The following is a 16,471-nucleotide window of genomic DNA, read 5'->3' on the forward strand; positions in this document are numbered from 1 at the left end:
GGCCATGAGCCGGGATGATCCTTTCGGACTGTCGGAGGATCGCGAACGCACGCGCATCAGGCTGACGGGCGCTTCGCCCCGGCCGATGGCGCCGCTGGCGCCGGGCGCGCCGGTGAAGCGCGCGCGCGCCCATCCCAATGTGCTGATCAATAGCTTCGCGCCGCTGCTCGAATTCGCGCCGGAGCTGGAAAGCGCGCTGGCGCCGGAGAACCCGGAAGTGCTGCGCACGCGCCTGCTCGAGGAGCTCGTGCGCGCACGCGATGCCGCGATGGCCGCGGGCTCGTCGCTGGAGCGGGCCGATCAGGCCGCCTGGGCGGTGGCGGCCCTGCTCGACGACCTCGCGCTCAACACGCCCTGGGGCGGCGCCAGCGCCTGGCCACGCCAGCCGCTGGTAGTGATGCTGCGCGGCGACGTCGATGCCGGCACGCAGTTCTTCTCGCGGCTCGACGAACTGGAGCGGCATCCGAACCGCGACCGCGAAATGCTGGAGCTGCAATATTATTGCCTGGCTCTCGGCTTCCGCGGCAAATATCGCGTGCCTGGCCGCGCCGGCGACCGCTCGCTCAACGCCGTTCGCGTGGCGGCGGCGCGCTTCCTGCGCAATGCCGATGCCGAAGATGCGCCGCTGTCGCCGAACTGGAAGGGCGTGATCGCCTCGGACGAGCCGCAGCGCTTCATTGTGCCGATCTGGGTCATGGCGCTGGCGGCCGTGGTCATCGCCGCCGCCGCTTATGTCGGCCTGTCGATGGGGCTGAGCAGCCAGGCGGTCGAGCTCTCCGCCCTGGTCCGCGCTTTGCCGCCGCCCTCGCGGGGCGACGTCACCCGCGCCGCGCCCAAGGTCGACGCGCCCGAACCCGAGGCGCCGCAGCCGGAACCGGTCGATTTTGCGCTGTTGCCTGAATTCAAGGCCGAGGCGCCGGATGGTCTCAAGCCGGCGCTGAGCGGGACCGAGAGCGTGTCGCTGGCCAAGCTCGTCATCCAGTCTTCCAATCCCGAACTGTTCCAGTCGGCGCGGCCGACACTCACGCAGGGCTATGAGCCGCTGATCGAATCGATCGCCAAGGTGATCCTCGCCAATCAGGAACTCATCGGGAACGTCACGGTGGTCGGCCACACCGACAATGTGCGCCTGCAGAAATCCAACCCGCTTTCGTCGAACCAGCGGCTGTCGGAAGCGCGCGCCGAGACCATAGCCAACCTTCTGGTGCAGGCCGGCGTGCCGCAGGAGCGCATTCATTCGGAAGGGCGCGCCGAGACCGATCCGGTGGCCGACAACTCGACGCGCGAGGGCCGCGCGCTCAACCGCCGCGTCGAGGTCCTGGTCGAGAAGAGGCTCTGATGTTCATCCTGCGCTTCCTCTGGGCGGTTCTCACTTCGCGCTTCCTTTGGACGCTGATCGGCATCGCGCTGCTTTCGCTGCTGATCTGGGTGTTCGGCCCGATCGTCCAGGTCGGCCCGTATGCGCCGTTCGATTCCGACAATGTGCGCATCGCCATCATCGCCGGGCTTATCATCCTGTGGCTGATTTGGCTGATCATCGCGCAGCGCCGCGCGATCCGCGCCAACCGCATGTTCGTCGCCGAGATCGCCGCGCCCGTGGCGGAAAAGCAGCTCACTCCTGGCGAGGAAAGCGTTGCCGCGGTCGGCGCCAAATTCGGCGAGGTGATGGCGGAGCTCAAGCGACGCAAGCTCGGCGGTCGCAAATTCCTGCGTGAGATGCCTTGGTATGTCATCGTCGGACCGCCGGCCACGGGCAAGACCACGGCGCTGCGACAGTCAGGCCTCAACTTCCCGATCGATCTCACCGACGATCTGCAGGGCGTCGGCGGCACGCGCAATTGCGACTGGTTCTTCTCGGAGAATGCGGTGCTGATCGACACCGCCGGCCGTTATGTCCAACAGGAGAGCCAGCCGGATGTCGACGCGACGGAATGGCTGGGCTTCCTCGATCTTCTCAAGAAGCATCGTGGCCGCCGCGCGCTCAACGGCGTCATCGTCGCGCTGTCGATCGATGCGCTTTCGGAAGGCGACGAAGCCATCAAGGCGCATGGCCGCAAGATCCGCCGCCGGCTGGCGGAGCTGAACGACCGCCTCGAAATCCGCCTTCCCGTCTACCTGATGCTGACCAAGGCCGACCTGATCAAGGGCTTCGAGGCCTTCTTCGGCGGTCTCTCGACCGCCGCCCGCGAGCAGGTATGGGGGACGACCTTTCCGCTCGATGCCCGCATCGACGCCAAGACCATCGAAAGAGAGCTCGCCGCGCTTGCCACGGAGCTGGAGCGGCGGCTGGTGCCGCGTCTGGAGGACGAGGACAAGCTCGGATCGCGCGCGGAAATCTTCCGTTTCCCGGCCCAGCTCGCCAGCCTCTCCGAGCCGATCCAGGTGCTGATCGAGGCGATGTTCGGCGAAAGCCGCTACGAGGAAGCCGCCTGGCTGCGCGGCCTCTATCTGACCTCGGCGACACAGGAAGGCGCGCCGATCGACCGGCTGACGGCGGCGCTGTCCTCCTCCTTCGGGCTGCCGCCGCGTCGCGCGATGCTGGCGCCGCGCGTCGAGAAGCGCAGCTTCTTCCTGCGCAATCTCCTGACCGAGGTCATCTTCAAGGAAGCGGGTCTCGGCACGTTCGATGCGCTGGCGCAGCGCCGCCGCGCCTGGATCTGGCGCGGCGCGGCCGCGGCTTGCGTGCTTGCCGCCCTGCTGGCGGGCGGGCTGTTCACCTGGTCCTATCTCGACAACCGCAATGCGATCACCGAGCAGGCCGGCCAGTTCGAGGCGCTGCAGGCGCCGCTCACCGACGTCTCCGCCACGCCGGCTTCGGTGGAGCAGCCGACGATGGATGGGGCGCTGGCCGCGATGGACGCGGTGGCGACGGCGCGCACCGCACCGCCGGATGCTGTCCACAATTTGCTCGGCCCGACCGCTTCGGCCGAGCTCGTGCGCGCCCAGACCGACACTTACGACCACGCGCTGCGCAACGTGCTCGAGCCGCATATGGTGGCGCTGCTCGAAGCCACGATGTGGCGGCAGATCCGCGATCCGGATTTCATGCTCGGCGCGCTGAAGACCTATCGCATGATGACCGGCCTGTCGCAAATGGACACCGACTTCGTGCAGAACTGGTGGGTGAACAGTCTGCCGGAATTCGCGCCCGCCCCGCCCTTCCCGACCGCCGACGCCGAACAGCACCAGCTTGCCGCGATCCGCCGCATGGCGGTCGACGACAGCTACATCGCCCCGGACAAGGAGCTGGCGGCCGAGGCGCTGAAGACGGTGTGCACCATCTCGCTGCCGGAGCGCGCCTACAAGCAGTTGCTCGCGGATCCGGAAGTGGCAGCCGTCAAGGAATGGGTGCCGGCCAATTTCGCCGGCCCGAACGGCGCCAAAGTGTTCGCGCGCCGCTCCGCCAAGACGCTGCGCGTCGGCGTTCCCGGCGCCTACACCTATGCCGGCTTCCACGACGCCGTTCTCGATCGCGTCGAGGATGTGGCGGCGCAGGCGGCGCTCGATCGCGCGGTATTTGCCGGCGGCTGCTCGGAGAATGCCGAGACCTCGGTGTCGGCGCTGTCCGAAGACATTCTGAAGCTCTACTACGACGACTACATTTCGCAGTGGGACAGCTTCCTGCGCGACATGCGGCTGGCGCCGCTGACCGACCTCAACGTCGCAAGCGAAAATCTCAAGGACCTTTCGAGCGCCGATTCCGCGTTGAAACGCCTCCTCACCGCGGTCGTGCAGGAACTCGATCTCACCCGTTCCGACGAGGCGCCGGCTGATGACAAGAACGGCGCCGCCGCCAAGAGCGGCTCGAAGCTGCTCTCCAAGCTCGGCAAACTCGGCAAGGTCGTGAAGACGGGAGCGAAATTACTGCCGCGCGCGGGCTCGGCCGAGCAGGTCGATATGACCGGCAGCCTGGTGGCCGAACATTTCAAGCCGCTCAAGGGCACGATCGCCGAGGTGGACGGCCAGCCGCCGGCGCTCGAGGCAGCCGTGGTGGCGCTGACGGCGCTGTCCAATGTGCTGCAGACCGTGTCGGCCAACCCCGACCCGCAGGACGCCATCAAGAAGCAGGGCGGCCTGGCCGAGCTGACGGGGGCGGTCGCTAGACAGGCGCAGATCCTGCCTTCGCCGATCAACGACTGGCTGGGCGGGATTGCCGGCGACACCAGCGGCCTGTCGCAGAAGGCGGTCACCAACGAGCTCAACGCCATCTGGCGCGCCGACATCCTGCCCTTCTGCCAGGCGGCGCTCAACAACCGCTATCCGTTCAGCCCGGAGAGCGCGGTCGACGTCAATGTGCGCGACTTCCAGCGCCTCTTCGGCCCCGCCGGCCTGATCGACGCCTTCATCAACGACCATCTGATCAACTATGTCGACACCGCCAGCCAGCCGTGGAAATGGCGCGCCGATTTCGGCCTCGACGCGGCCGCGCTGGCGGCGTTCGAGCAGGCACGGCACATCCGCGACGACCTGTTTCCCGGCGGCACCGGCCCGGTGATGAACTTCACGCTGGAGCCAAAGGACCTGTCGCCCAACGTGGCGCGGGTGACGCTCAACCTCGATGGCCAGAACCTCGTCTACTACAACAACGCGACCCGGCCGCAGCCGATGACGTGGCCCGGCAAGGACGGCACCGGCGTGATCTCGCTTGCGTTCCAACCGGTCGACGGCTCGCCCGAGGTGATGCTCAACGAGACCGGCAGCTGGGCGTGGCTGAGGATGCTGCGCGGCGGCAAGTTCGCCGGAACCAACCTATCCGACGTCTATAGCCTGCGCCTCGGCACGAAAGGCATGTATGCCGATTTCGAGCTCAAGGCGGCCAGCGTCGAGAACCCCTACACACTCGAGATGTTCAAGAAGTTCACATGTCCGCCGCAGATATGAGCACCGGCTTCTACGGCAAGATGCCCGCCACCGGCGATTTCGTGACGCGGCGGCTGCCGGGCGATTTCGTGCGCGTCTGGGACCGCTGGCTGGCGCAGCAGATCGTCCCGCTGTTTGGCCATGATGCGTGGCAGACGGACACTGCCTTGCGCTTTCTCGCCGGCCCCGCCTCGTTCGGCGCCTCGGCCGGCGTCATCGTGCAGAGCGCCGACAAGGTCGGCCGACAGTTCCCGCTCAGCGTCGTCGCACGGCTTGCCGAGGCGCCGCTCAGGCTGGCCTATTCGGATGCCTGGTTCGACCGCATCGAGGAAGCGGCCTTCGCCGCGCAACGGGGCGAGCTGACGCCCGACGAACTGGATGCCGCGCTGGGCGCCCTGCCGGCGCCGGCAGTCGATGAGGATGGCAATGTCATCGACGACCTCGTCATGTGGACCGCGCGCACGGACATCTTCGACGTCGACCCGCAGGCGCCGCAAAAGACGGTGGAGCGGATCTTCGCCGCTAGCTGGGAGACGAGCTGATGCAGGGACAAGTCTGATGTTCGTCAGTCAAAACACGACGCCGTTTCTCGCGGAGACTTTTCCCTATCAGGACAAGCATTGCGCGAAGTTCTGCGTTCTCGTCGTGCGAGCGACATACGACGTCGACGAGCAAGGCAACTGCACACCGAGCAAGCAGCAGTCGCCCTTCGTCTACGCTGATACCCATTACGGCGATCCGGAATTCACCTCCATCCGCGTCGAAACCGATTTCGCTCCCGTCAAGCCCAAATGCGAGGTCCTACTCGACGCGGTGGCGATGGCCCCACAGGGGCGGCAGGCCGAATCGGTCGAAGTACGCCTGGTCGGCCCCGGATTAGACAAGCGCGCGGTGGTTACCGGCCAACGGCGCTGGTTCAGAGGCGGGCTGGGTATTCAGGCTTCGCGGCCGACCCCTTTCACCTCAATGCCGTTGGCATGGCACCTTGCCTTCGGCGGCACCGATCGCACGGATTCCGACCCAGCGAAGCATCGCAGCGACGCCGTCAACCCGATCGGCAGCGGCTACCTTGCCGGTCAGGGCAATATCGACGGCACCCCGCTGCCATGTGTCGAGCACCCGCAATCGCGGATGCGCATCTGGAACGATCGGCCGCATCCCGTCGGGTTCGGCCCTGTACCGCGCTTTGCGAAGGAACGCGCTCGCTATACCGGCACCTACGACAAAAACTGGATGGAGAACGTGCTGCCATTCCTGCCGCAGGATTTCGATGACCGCTATTTTCAGGCGGCGCCGGAAGACCAATGGCTCGAGAAGCTCAGCGAGGGAACGATTTTCGGGTGCGTAAACATGAACGCGTCGGGCCGGTTCAAGGTCAAGCTGCCGTCGCTTAAGGTGCCGCTGAGATTCATGTTCGACGATCACACGGAGCACAAGTTCGTGAAACCCGATACGCTCAATCTGATCCCGCATGAAGGCAAGATCGTGCTGGTCGGGCGGGCGGCAGTGAAGCTGCCGCGCAAATTCGTGCGGCTGCAGCAGGTCCAGGTGGGGCCGCCGCCCAACGAGCCTGCGGTCAAGCCGCACTATGCCGGCCTTGGCGAGGCGATCGCCGCGCTCTCCAAGGTGCGAGGCCGACGCCGATGACGGTCGTCAGCTGCGTCAGCCTCGTTTCGCCGGTTGGCTACACCGCCGCCGCGACCTGCGCGGCACTGCGGGCCGGCATCGCAGCGTTCGAGGAACTCGACTATCGCGACCGCATGGCGGTGCCGATCCGCGGTGCGCGCGTCGACGCCATTGCGTCGTCCAGACGCGGGCGTGAGCGCCTGCGCACGCTTGCGCGTCTGGTATTGGAACACATCGAACCCGACATCGGAGCGGCGCTACCTTGGGTGCAGATGCCGCTCATCCTTTGCAGCCGCGAGAAGGAAACGCCAGGCGCGCCGCTGAACGGCATGTTCGCGGACCTGCGTTTTCCCGATGGCTCGGCGGTGAACGAACGGCGCACGGCGCATATCGCAGCCGGCCAGCCTGCCGCCTTCGCGGCGCTGATGCAGGCGCGCAAGATGCTCGACGAGGGCGCTCCGGCATGCATTGTCCTTGCGATCGATAGCCTCATCGACTCACGCACGCTGGCATGGCTCGACCGCCATATGCGGCTGAAGACGAGCGTGACGACGGACGGACTGATCCCCGGCGAGGCCGCATGCATGGCGGTCGTCAGCCGTCGTCCGATGACGCCGCACCATGTTGCGGTTCGCGGCCTGGGGCTTGGCGCGGAGACTGCGACCGCGATCAGCGAGGAGCCTTTCCGCGCCAACGGACTGGCAGGCGCTTTAAAGACGGCGCTCGCCGAGGCGCGCACCGAAATGTACGAGGTGGCCTTCCGCTTCAGCGACGTGGCGGGCGAATCCTACGCCTTTGAGGAACTTGTCATCGCGCAGATGCGCAACATGCGCCAGTCGCGGCCGGAACAACCGGTGTGGCATGCTGCCGACTGCATCGGCGACACCGGGGCGGCCGCGGGGCTGATCCAGCTTGCATGGGCGGAGCAGGCTTTCAGCCGTAACTACGCCCCTGGCGCGTTAGCAGCGCTGCATGGCAGCTCAATGGCCTTCGGCGGCCGCGCCGCAGCAATCGTCTCGGCATGAGGAGGGGTAGTTGACCAAGAACGTCTTCGCCGGAATGTGGGAAATTGCCGCCGAGAACGGCATGAACAAGTCCATCGCACGGTTTCCGGATGTGTGCATGTCGCCGCCGTCGCCGCCCGCCGGCCCGATTCCAATCCCGTACCCGGATACGTCGTTTTCCAACAATTTGAAGTCTGGCTCTAGCACCGTGAAGATCGGCGGCGAGGGCGCCGCCCTGGCGCAGAAATCCTACTACAAGGAATCCGTGCTCGGCGACGAGGCCGCGACGCGCACCTTCGGCGCCAACGTCGTCACGCATCAGATCACCGGCAAAACGTTCTTCCAGGCCTGGTGCATGGACGTCAAGTTCGAAGACAAGAATGTCTGCCGGCATTTCGACATAACAACCAGCAATCATGCTTCGGCGGCGACCACGACCGCACCACTAGTGTCGTTGGAAATGCAGAACCTCGCCGATTCGCAATATGCCATCGACGTCGGTGTTTGCCCTTGCTGCGGCGATGCGTTGCATGAGTGGCAGCGCGATCCGGACAGCACTGAAACCCCAAAGAAGCCTTACAAGGCGGTCACATCAACGGAATTCTGGCAATCACGCGTCGATCGGCTGCCGCCAGGCGCAAACAAGACCGCAATGGAGAATAAATTCAAGGAGTTCGTGTTGGCGAAAAGCGCGGCACGAGCGAACAGTCGCTCCGGAGGGGCCGGCTGCAACAACGTCCATCCCAGTGAGACGAGTGGTTGCGCCATCCATTTCGAGATACCGCCAGGTAAACGACATCCAGACCCGGACAATCCTGGCGATGTTCTGACGACATCAGGTCTGTGCGCCAAAGATTTTGGACATGCAAAGAAGATGCGCATCGATGCAGTTTGGTCAGCGAAAACCGGAACTCCAGCGGTGGCCGGCACGTCTCGAAATCATATTACACCGAAACAGGCTGGCGGATGCAATGACCCGAACAATGTGGTCCCGGAAAATATGATGGGTGGTCCCGAGTGCCAGACAATCGAGGATCTGCAGAGCGATCTTGAGGTCGGAACCAACAGTCTGGTCTGAGAGCGAGGATTGGCGTTTGACACAAGAGAGTTTCGCTTCCGATCAGCCGTTCCGGCCGCTGGCTCTCGGATTCTTCATTGAAGAATCCAACGAACTGACTGACGTCAAGCCGATCGTGCAGGGTTCCGACTGGCAGCGGATCTATGCCATAAATCTGCTCTGCAGACAGGGTGATTTCTCCAAGACGTACCACGTCGCTCCAATTCTCATGCGCAATACTGAAAGCTTGATCTGGTCGGCGGGAGTCAACATTATCGCGTCTGCTGGCAGATGGGAACATGTGCAGAAAGCGCTGAGTGTCTTTCAGGAACGCATCGACACACCGTGGGTTCGGTACAATATGTCGATTTTGCTTGGGCTGTCCTGCGACCTGCGCGCGGTCGACCCGCTGCTGAAGATATACGGGCGCTGCACGGACCCGGAGGAGGATGGGGATCAGACGCTGCGTGAGCTTTCTTATTTGCTGGAGGCCGCAAACAAGGAGATCTTCGGCGGCGGAGCCGCCGAAATTGAGCATCAGCGTATCGTGAATCTTGCTGCACCCCTGCGAGACGCGCTCTCCCGTTCAGTTCAAGGGACCAAAGTATTCGAAAGCGAGACGTTCGATGTCGTAACACTCGCAACGCGGATGCTGGCCCAGGCGGAGAACGGAAATTTGCAGAGCGAGCGGTTTTATCGCGGCAGGCTGATATTTGAAGCGAATACGGGCGTGAATTGTTCTTCGTTCTTTAATGAATTGGGGCGTCCAGACCGTCTAGCCATCATGGCCATTCTGGAGGAATTCTTCGACGGCAATCCACGAGGAAAGTATCAGCCCGGGCAGCGCTACTTCTTTAGCCATCCGATTCTACCTTAGGGTCACACCACGCGGTTTTGAGCCCACCAGGATTCCACTCGATCCGGGACAGCGACGCCGACCACCTCATCATCGAAAAACTCTGCAAACGCCGGTCCCAAATCCGTCGGATCGGCCGTAAACAGCTTCGTCTCCTCTCGCGCTTCGGGAAAAAGCTCCAGAAAAGCTGCGCATGCAGCGACGGCTACGTAGGGCTCCTTCATCCGCTCGATCAGCCAGGGCAGAATCGAGCGGTCGCCCAGCATGCCAATACCGCGCACCGCGAGCGGCGCGGTGGCGGCGGACTGCATCAGCCCGCCCATCCAGGCGCGCACGTCTTTCTCGGGGCCGGGCGCGATCGCGGCCCGCAAGGCAATCAGCGCGTCGGGTCCGCCGGCGACAGCGGCCTTGCGCAACTCGACCCGCGCCAGATCGCCGGAGCCAAGTTGTGTCAGAGCCCATCCGGCCCATAGCCGCACGATCTCGTCTTCCGACTCCAGCGCCGCCGCCATCTCGCGCGCCAGATCCGCGCGTCTCAGTCGGCCGGCCAGACGCAAGGCGAATGCACGCGTCGTCGCATCGGGGTCATTGACTAAGCGATGAAGCAATTGCCTGGGGTCGACGCCGTGCTCAAGGCAGGCGCCCACCGCCAAATAGCGCTTGAACGCGTCCGGCGCGAGCAGCCAGTCGTGTACGAGGTGACCGATCCTCGGCGGCTGGTGCCAGGCCAGCGCACCGACAAGCCCGCGTCGCTCGTCGAGCTTTTTTGCCGCCGCCACGGTCTGGTCGATGCGCTTAGCGTCGCCCTGCTCGATCGCCATCCAGCCGATGACGAAAAACTCGCCCTTTTCGGGAAAATCGTCGAGCTGTCGTTCGGCTGCCGGCCATGCGGCCGCGCTGGCGATCCGCAGACCATCCAGATTGATCTCAATGCGATCACCGATCTCGCTGATCACTGTCTCGTCCGGCGGATCCTCCTGGCCCCAGCTGTCCCGCTGTGCCCATAGAAACGCGGCCTGCTCGACGTGCTGGCGCACAGCCTCCACCGCGACGCGCCGCGCCGGGACGAAGAGCTGTTCGCCTGCCGAAGCCATCAGTTGAGATTGATCGAGCCGCCGCGAATGCGCTGCGCGCCGCTGGCATGGCTGGTGATGTGAGCGCCACGAATTGTGATGCGGCCGTCCGCTTCCATGAGAATCGTCGCCTTGCCACACCTCAGTTCCAAATGATCTTCAGCGATGATCCGAACTCGCTGTCCGTCGCGGACAACATGTGGGTCAGTTTTGGAGCGGCTTGGCTCGACAATGCGTCCGACAATAAGCGGCTTGCGTGGATTGCCTTCCTGAAACAGCAATGCCACGTCACGGCCGATCATGTCCGACGACAATTCGCACAGAGTGCGAGCAGGCAACGCTGTCTTCTCAGGATTGCCGGGAAAAACGACCAGTGGTGCATCTTCCCCAAATCCCAGAAAAGCACCGATCACAACGCCGTCGATCTTCGCCTTGAGCTTGCTCATCGTCGTCCTCAGTTCTCGTTGATCTTCGAGCCTTTGATGATCACGTCGCTCGAGGCCTTGATGTTGATTTTACCGGAGCCCTTGACGGTAATATCCTTGCCCTCGATGATGATCGTCCCATCCTTCTTCATCACGATTTGCGCGCTTCCCGTTTTCAGGGTGATGCTCTCCTTGGCATCGAGCGTAAAATTCTTGCCGACGTCGATAACGCCGCTCTCGCCGACATCGATCTTGCTGCCCTTGGCGATCTTAAGCATATGACCGCCACCGATGTCGGTGGCATCGTTGGAGGCGATGTTGGCACTGCGCGAGGCGCCTACACTTGTCGCTTGTGATGCGCCGATCGCAACAGTCTGTCCGGCACCGATATTGATATCTTGCCCCGCACCAATGTCCCAGGAATCACCGGCGCCAATGGAATGGCTTTGACTGATGCCCACCGTCACCGAGCGTGTCGCGCCGATCGTGTTCGTCTGCGCGGCGCCGACGGTTCGCGCCTCAGCCGCTCCCACGGTATCGACGCGCGCCGCACCCACCGTCACCGTCTGCACTAGGCCAACCGTCTGCGAGTGGTTCGCGTCGATATTCTCCGTCGAGTTCGCAACAATGTGGATGGTCTCGTTCGCGTGGACCGTCAGCGAACGGTTCGCCCCCACCGTTTCGGTGTCGTTGCTGCCGATGTTGGTGGTCTGGTCGACGCCGATCTTGACCGTCTTGTTGTTGCCGACGTCCTCGTCGAGGTTGTGGCCGACGGAGTGCTTGGCGTCGTGGTCGATGCGGTCGGACTGGTCGTGCTGCACCAGCTTGTTGCGGTCGTGCTTGATCAGCAGGTGGTGGTCTTTCTGCGCCTGGAAATTGACCAGTTCGGAGCCCGCCTTGTCCTCGAACATCAGCTCGTTGTAACCGCCGCCGCCCTTTGAGGAATTGGACTTCCAGCCCGATTGCGTCGCATTGCCCGGCAGCCCGTAGGGCGGCATCTGCGACGCGTTGTAGACCCGGCCGGTGATGATCGGCAGGTCCGGGTCGCCTTCGATGAAGTCGACGATCACCTCCTGGCCGATGCGCGGGATCTGAATAAAACCCCAGCCGCTGCCGGCCCAGGTTTGCGACACCCGCACGAAGCAGGAAGAGTTCTGGTCCTTCTTGCCCAGGCGGTCCCAGTGGAACTGCACCTTCACGCGCGCATATTTGTCGGTGAAGATTTCCTCGCCCGAGGGGCCCACCACCGTCGCTGTCTGTGGGCCGCGCATGATCGGCCGCGGGGTGATGCGCGGCGGCCGGTAGGGCAACTTGGTGGGCGCAACGCCGAGCACCACCTTGAAATTCTCGCTATGGGCCTCGTTCTGGGTCCGGTAGCCCGGATCGAACAGCCGGTACTCGGCGCTGATCACCAGATAGTCCTGGTTCTGGTCGTCGCGCGGAAAGCTTTCCAGCTTGAACTTGCAGCCAGAGAAGAGGCCGCGCACGGTGCCCACCGCCGTGCTGCGCTGGTGCACGGCCTGAAGCTCCTCGCGGCGAATTCCCGCAATCGTGTCGCCTCGCCCGACATCGAGATGCGCGCCGGGCTGGCGATAGTTCTCGCCCGCGGCCTCCTTGTGGCTGAACGGCTGGGCGGACTTCGCCATCAAATCCGCGCCGGGCTTCTCGAAATCAAAGTCGGTGTGGGCATAGGCTCCCGGCCGCACCGCGCTGCCTGGAATCCATTCGGTGATGTACTCGACGTCGCGCCGCGAGCCCTGGCCCTCGAAATTGTAGAGCACCTTCTCGTAGCCCGGTGCCGGCTTCAGCTTGCTCATCGCGTCGCAGAGCACCAGGGTATGCTTGCCCTCGTCATGCTCGAAGAAATAGAAGATGCCCTCGTGCTCAAGCAGCCGCTGCACGAAATCCAGATCGCTCTCGTCATACTGGACGCAATATTCGCGCTGCGGATAAGACCCTTGCAGCCGCTTCTCGAATTTCGCGATGCCGTATTTCGAGAAGATTTTCTCGACGATCTCGACCGCCGTCATATTTTGAAAGATGCGGCAATCGGTGGTGTTGCCGAGGAACCAGAGCCATGGCCTGACCATCGCCTCGTAAAAGCCGAGCCTGTCCTCGATGCGGATGAGCTTGAATTCCGACACAAGCCCGCTGAACCAGCGTTTCGGATCGGATTCGCCCTCGACCGAAACGACGCCGCCCAGCATCTTCAGCGGATCGACGTCCTGGCTCTTGGAGACGAAACCGACCGTATAGGCGAAACAACGGCTGATCTCGTCGCGCCCGACGAGATGGGTGAAGGTCAGCACATCGCCGCCGACGGGTGTCTGCACAACCGTGGCGCGTTCGTTCGGCATGGGTCGTGCCCCTCCTGGACGCGGCCGCCAGTATGATGGATTGAAGCCCCCGCTATGTTAACCGCATCACGTTCGGGAACTTTTCGCACCCACCGCACTGGACCTTTTTCAGCCTAGCACATGTTTGGTGGCGGCCAAACAACAGCTGTGGCTAAACCCGCCAAGCGCCGGTGTGAAACGCTCCTCTCCCGCCGCGCTCGCAAGCTGCTAGAATGCCAGGGCAATTCCCGGAACACCGCATAGCGATTTTCCGTTCGGAGTTGCGTGAAGAATAAGCATTTGTTGACCAAGTTCGGCGACGCTTCCGGATGTTCATCTCGCTCCAGATCAGCAATGTCGACAGGCTGCCATCCGGCGCCGCCGCGAGCTACGCCGCCCGCGACCGCAGTTTCGAGATCGGGCGCGAGAATTGCGACTGGACGCTTTCCGATCCGGACAAGATCATCTCGGGCCGGCATTGCGAAGTCCGCTTCCAGGCGGGCGGCTTCTGGCTCTACGACATCTCGCGCAACGGCACTTTCGTCAACGGCTCCAGTCAGCGCATGGCCGGTCCGCACCGGCTGGCGCATGGCGATCGGATGCTGATCGGCCGCTATGTCGTTGCGGTATCAATTGACGAGGAAGGCGCCGCCGCCGGCCACCCGCGAACCCGGCCAGCGTCGACGCAACGCGAACTGCCGCCATCGACGGGCAGACCGCTGGAGCTCGGCAAAGAGCCCTTCTTCAGTCGGACGGAACAGCGGCCCGGGACGGGAGCGGCATCGACATCTTCGGCGCTGCGGCCGCCCCCAGCGCCGGCGAAGCCGGGTAGCCAGCCGGCGGGAACCGATATGCTGCTGCAGGATATCGCGAGGGCGGCCGGCATTTCGCCCGACCTGCTTCAATCGCGCGATCCGCATGAGGTGGCCGCCGAGATCGGTACCGTGCTCAGAACCACGGTCGAGCAACTGTCGCTGCTGCTTAAGGCGCGCGCGGCGGCCAAGGTGCTGGCCAAGAGCGCCAACCGCACGATGATCAGCGCCGAAAACAACAACCCGCTGAAATTCGTTCCCGGCACCGACGACATACTGGAGATCATGTTCGCCAAACGCCGGACCGGCTATCTCGACGCCGCGCACAGCGTCGAGGACGCCTTCCGGGACCTCAAGACGCATGAATTGGCAACTTACGCCGCCATGCAGGCAGCGCTTTCCAGGCTGCTCGACGACCTGTCGCCGGAAGCCATCGCCAGGAAGCTCCCGCCGGCCTCCTTCTCATCCAAGAAGAGCCAGGCGTGGGATGCCCTCGTCGCCACCTGGCGGACGATGGAGGAGAAGCATGAAAACGGCATGCTCGACGTCTTCCTGGCCTATTTCAGCGAAGCCTATGCCAAGGCCAGCAAGCAGAAGTAGGTGAACCCGGGCTATGTGACGGGTCTCACAGAAGAAAGCGCTGCTTCGAGCATCCTGCTTTCCGATTTCAATCAGCTGCCTGTACGGTTAGGATAGCGTACGGAAGCTTGCCTGGCGGGCAAAGCGGCGTGGCTTGGGGCGTGTGCAGCAATGTCATGTTTCGGCGAGATGAGCCTTTCCATCCGGCCCGCCCCCAAAGCTCGGCTTGAAAAGCCGCAAGCCGACCTCATTTCCCGTCAAGGAAATGTTCGCCGCGCCGCGACGGTGGATCGCCGATGAGTTCGAAGGACGATCCCTCCCGGCCGGCGGACAAGACCGTCATCCGAGCGCCACGGCCAAGACAACGCTCGCCCGCGGCTCCCGCGAGTTCTTCTTCGGCTGGCGCTGAGCCCGCTGCGCCACCCGCCAGGGAATCGACGGTTTTCGACCCCGGCCTCGGCCGGCGGATGCCGACAGGCTGGTCCTCCGGAACCGTGGTCGTTCAAAACCCGGTTCCCGGGGCTGCCGCTGCAGCGGCGGCGCCCGCGTTGCAACAGGAAATCCTGCTTAGTGCCGCGGATGGCGTGAATTACGCCGCGGCAAATCCAATCCTCGCGGCCGCGGCGCCCTTTCTGATGCTGTTCGGCCAGCTGCGGCTGATCCCGGTCGAGCGGCAGGCGGCCCCTTTGGCGGAGCACATCACCGAAGCGATCGAGACATTCGAGCGGGAGATGACGAAAGCCGGCATCGCCGAGGAAGACGCGCGGATTGCTAAATTTGCGCTATGCGAGACCGCCGACGATCTGGTCGGCAACCTGCCGTGGCCGAAGGACGACGGCTGGATCGGGCACAGCCTGGTGGCGCGGTTCTTCCACACCAAGCCAACCGGCGCCGGTTTCTACGAGGCGCTGAACAAGATCCTGGGCCGGCCGGAGGGTCATCACGACCTGCTCGAACTGATGCACGCGTGCCTATCGCTCGGGTTCGAGGGCCAGTATCGTGGGAGGGTCGGCGAACGGGACGCGCTCGAACGCGTCCGGCGCGACGTCTACGACACGATCCGCTATTTTCAACCGCGCGCCGAGGACGACATCTCGCCCCATTGGCAAGGCATGGCGGCGGCGCTGTCAAAGCCCCGGGCGCGGTTGCCGCTATGGGCGGTCGCGGCCGCCGCCGCGACCCTGGTCACGGCGGCCTTCCTCGGGCTACGGATCCTGATCACCGACGAGGGCGACGCAACAGCCGGCGAATTGCTGGCGCTCAATCCCTCGACGCCGGTCACCATCGAGCGCGCGAGCGTCGCTCCGGTTGCCGAGCCGGCTGTAGCCGCTCCGCCGGAAGCCACCCCGCCGCCTCCTGCCGTTCCCACCGTAACCCAGATCGACCGCATACGCGCCGCGCTCGCCAGCGAAATCGCCGGCGGCGGGCTGACGGTCGGCACGAAGGGCAACTTCATCGTGGTCGAAATCAGCAACCAGCTCTTGTTCACGCCCGGGCAAGCCGAGCTGAAGCCGGAGTTCCAGCCCATCGCCGCGGACATCGCCACGGCTCTCAATGCCGAGCCCGGACCAATATGGATCGTCGGCCACACCGACAATGTGAAGCCGAAGAAGTCGAGCCAGTTCAAATCGAACTTCGATCTTTCCGTCGCGCGCGCCAAAGCCGTCCAGTCAATGGTGGCAAACGAGCTCAAAGACCCATCGCGGGTCGCGGTCGACGGCAAGGGCGAGGACGAACCGATCGCCGACAATGCGACGGCGGACGGCCGCGCCAAAAACCGCCGCGTCGACGTGATGATCCCGAAGGAGGAGACGTTGTGAGCGCGCGCGGCGGGGAGCGGCAC

General features: G+C 64.0%; 13 protein-coding genes. 10 read left to right on the forward strand and 3 right to left on the reverse strand.

Annotation, left to right across the window (positions count from 1 at the left end; all coding sequences use genetic code 11):
- Positions 1 to 4: 4 nt before the first annotated feature.
- The 7 genes from tssL (CK215_RS07450) to CK215_RS07480 are packed head-to-tail and all read left to right on the forward strand — an operon-like array spanning position 5 to position 9,424.
- Positions 5 to 1,339: a type VI secretion system protein TssL, long form gene (gene tssL / locus CK215_RS07450; RefSeq protein WP_095801005.1), complete on the forward strand. Its 1,335-nt coding sequence runs from the start codon at positions 5 to 7 to the stop codon at positions 1,337 to 1,339.
- A complete protein-coding gene (gene tssM, locus CK215_RS07455; protein ID WP_095830519.1) occupies positions 1,339 to 4,881 on the forward strand; it encodes a type VI secretion system membrane subunit TssM in 3,543 nt (1,180 codons plus the stop codon). The genes tssL (CK215_RS07450) and tssM overlap by 1 nt, the downstream gene beginning before the upstream one ends.
- Entirely contained in the window at positions 4,863 to 5,402 is a 540-nt protein-coding gene (gene tagF / locus CK215_RS07460; protein ID WP_095830520.1) for a type VI secretion system-associated protein TagF, read from the forward strand. The genes tssM and tagF overlap by 19 nt, the downstream gene beginning before the upstream one ends.
- 16 nt (positions 5,403 to 5,418) lie before the next feature.
- The gene (locus tag CK215_RS07465) at positions 5,419 to 6,507 is read left to right on the forward strand and encodes a DUF2169 domain-containing protein (protein ID WP_170950243.1); all 1,089 of its coding nucleotides are present in this window, start codon (positions 5,419 to 5,421) and stop codon (positions 6,505 to 6,507) included.
- The gene (locus tag CK215_RS07470; protein ID WP_095830522.1) at positions 6,504 to 7,511 is read left to right on the forward strand and encodes a hypothetical protein; all 1,008 of its coding nucleotides are present in this window, start codon (positions 6,504 to 6,506) and stop codon (positions 7,509 to 7,511) included. Before CK215_RS07465 ends, CK215_RS07470 begins: the two co-directional genes overlap by 4 nt.
- Positions 7,512 to 7,521: 10 nt before the next feature.
- Positions 7,522 to 8,568 carry a PAAR-like domain-containing protein gene (locus CK215_RS07475; RefSeq protein WP_095830523.1) on the forward strand — a complete coding sequence of 349 codons (1,047 nt, stop codon included), beginning with the start codon at positions 7,522 to 7,524 and terminating at the stop codon, positions 8,566 to 8,568.
- 16 nt (positions 8,569 to 8,584) lie between these two features.
- Entirely contained in the window at positions 8,585 to 9,424 is an 840-nt protein-coding gene (locus tag CK215_RS07480) for a hypothetical protein (RefSeq protein ID WP_095830524.1), read from the forward strand.
- A 2-nt stretch (positions 9,425 to 9,426) separates the two neighbouring features.
- On the opposite strand, the gene CK215_RS07485 is transcribed toward CK215_RS07480, so the two are convergent.
- The 3 genes from CK215_RS07485 to tssI are packed head-to-tail and all read right to left on the reverse strand — an operon-like array spanning position 9,427 to position 13,258.
- Positions 9,427 to 10,497: a HEAT repeat domain-containing protein gene (locus CK215_RS07485; protein ID WP_095830525.1), complete on the reverse strand. Its 1,071-nt coding sequence runs from the start codon at positions 10,495 to 10,497 to the stop codon at positions 9,427 to 9,429.
- Positions 10,497 to 10,922, reverse strand: coding sequence for a DUF6484 domain-containing protein (locus CK215_RS07490; protein ID WP_095830526.1), 426 nt, complete (start codon positions 10,920 to 10,922; stop codon positions 10,497 to 10,499). The genes CK215_RS07485 and CK215_RS07490 overlap by 1 nt, the downstream gene beginning before the upstream one ends.
- A gap of 8 nt (positions 10,923 to 10,930) precedes the next feature.
- The gene (tssI, locus tag CK215_RS07495; RefSeq protein WP_095830527.1) at positions 10,931 to 13,258 is read right to left on the reverse strand and encodes a type VI secretion system tip protein TssI/VgrG; all 2,328 of its coding nucleotides are present in this window, start codon (positions 13,256 to 13,258) and stop codon (positions 10,931 to 10,933) included.
- A 308-nt stretch (positions 13,259 to 13,566) separates the two neighbouring features.
- On the opposite strand from tssI, the gene tagH reads away from it, so the two are divergent.
- From tagH to tssL (CK215_RS07505), 3 genes are all read left to right on the forward strand, one after another.
- Positions 13,567 to 14,649, forward strand: a complete 1,083-nt coding sequence (gene tagH / locus CK215_RS07500; protein WP_095830528.1) for a type VI secretion system-associated FHA domain protein TagH — start codon at positions 13,567 to 13,569, stop codon at positions 14,647 to 14,649.
- Positions 14,650 to 14,854: 205 nt separating this feature from the next.
- Positions 14,855 to 15,037: a hypothetical protein gene (locus tag CK215_RS31740; protein ID WP_245418631.1), complete on the forward strand. Its 183-nt coding sequence runs from the start codon at positions 14,855 to 14,857 to the stop codon at positions 15,035 to 15,037.
- A gap of 139 nt (positions 15,038 to 15,176) precedes the next feature.
- On the forward strand, positions 15,177 to 16,448 hold the full coding sequence (tssL, locus tag CK215_RS07505) for a type VI secretion system protein TssL, long form (RefSeq protein ID WP_245418632.1): 1,272 nt from the start codon (positions 15,177 to 15,179) through the stop codon (positions 16,446 to 16,448).
- The last annotated feature ends 23 nt before the right edge of the window (positions 16,449 to 16,471 follow it).

The sequence above is a fragment of the Mesorhizobium sp. WSM3864 genome (assembly GCF_002294955.1).
Classification (GTDB): domain Bacteria; phylum Pseudomonadota; class Alphaproteobacteria; order Rhizobiales; family Rhizobiaceae; genus Mesorhizobium.

Excerpts from the sequence above, each read along its gene's own strand:
- tssM (WP_095830519.1), top strand. The coding sequence starts at position 1,339 with ATGTTCATCCTGCGCTTCCTCTGGGCGGTTCTCACTTCGCGCTTCCTT.
- CK215_RS07470 (WP_095830522.1), top strand. The coding sequence starts at position 6,504 with ATGACGGTCGTCAGCTGCGTCAGCCTCGTTTCGCCGGTTGGCTACACC.
- CK215_RS07490 (WP_095830526.1), bottom strand. The coding sequence starts at position 10,922 with ATGAGCAAGCTCAAGGCGAAGATCGACGGCGTTGTGATCGGTGCTTTT.
- CK215_RS07465 (WP_170950243.1), top strand. The coding sequence starts at position 5,419 with ATGTTCGTCAGTCAAAACACGACGCCGTTTCTCGCGGAGACTTTTCCC.
- tssL (WP_095801005.1), top strand. The coding sequence starts at position 5 with ATGAGCCGGGATGATCCTTTCGGACTGTCGGAGGATCGCGAACGCACG.
- CK215_RS07485 (WP_095830525.1), bottom strand. The coding sequence starts at position 10,497 with ATGGCTTCGGCAGGCGAACAGCTCTTCGTCCCGGCGCGGCGCGTCGCG.
- tssI (WP_095830527.1), bottom strand. The coding sequence starts at position 13,258 with ATGCCGAACGAACGCGCCACGGTTGTGCAGACACCCGTCGGCGGCGAT.
- tagH (WP_095830528.1), top strand. The coding sequence starts at position 13,567 with ATGTTCATCTCGCTCCAGATCAGCAATGTCGACAGGCTGCCATCCGGC.
- tagF (WP_095830520.1), top strand. The coding sequence starts at position 4,863 with ATGTCCGCCGCAGATATGAGCACCGGCTTCTACGGCAAGATGCCCGCC.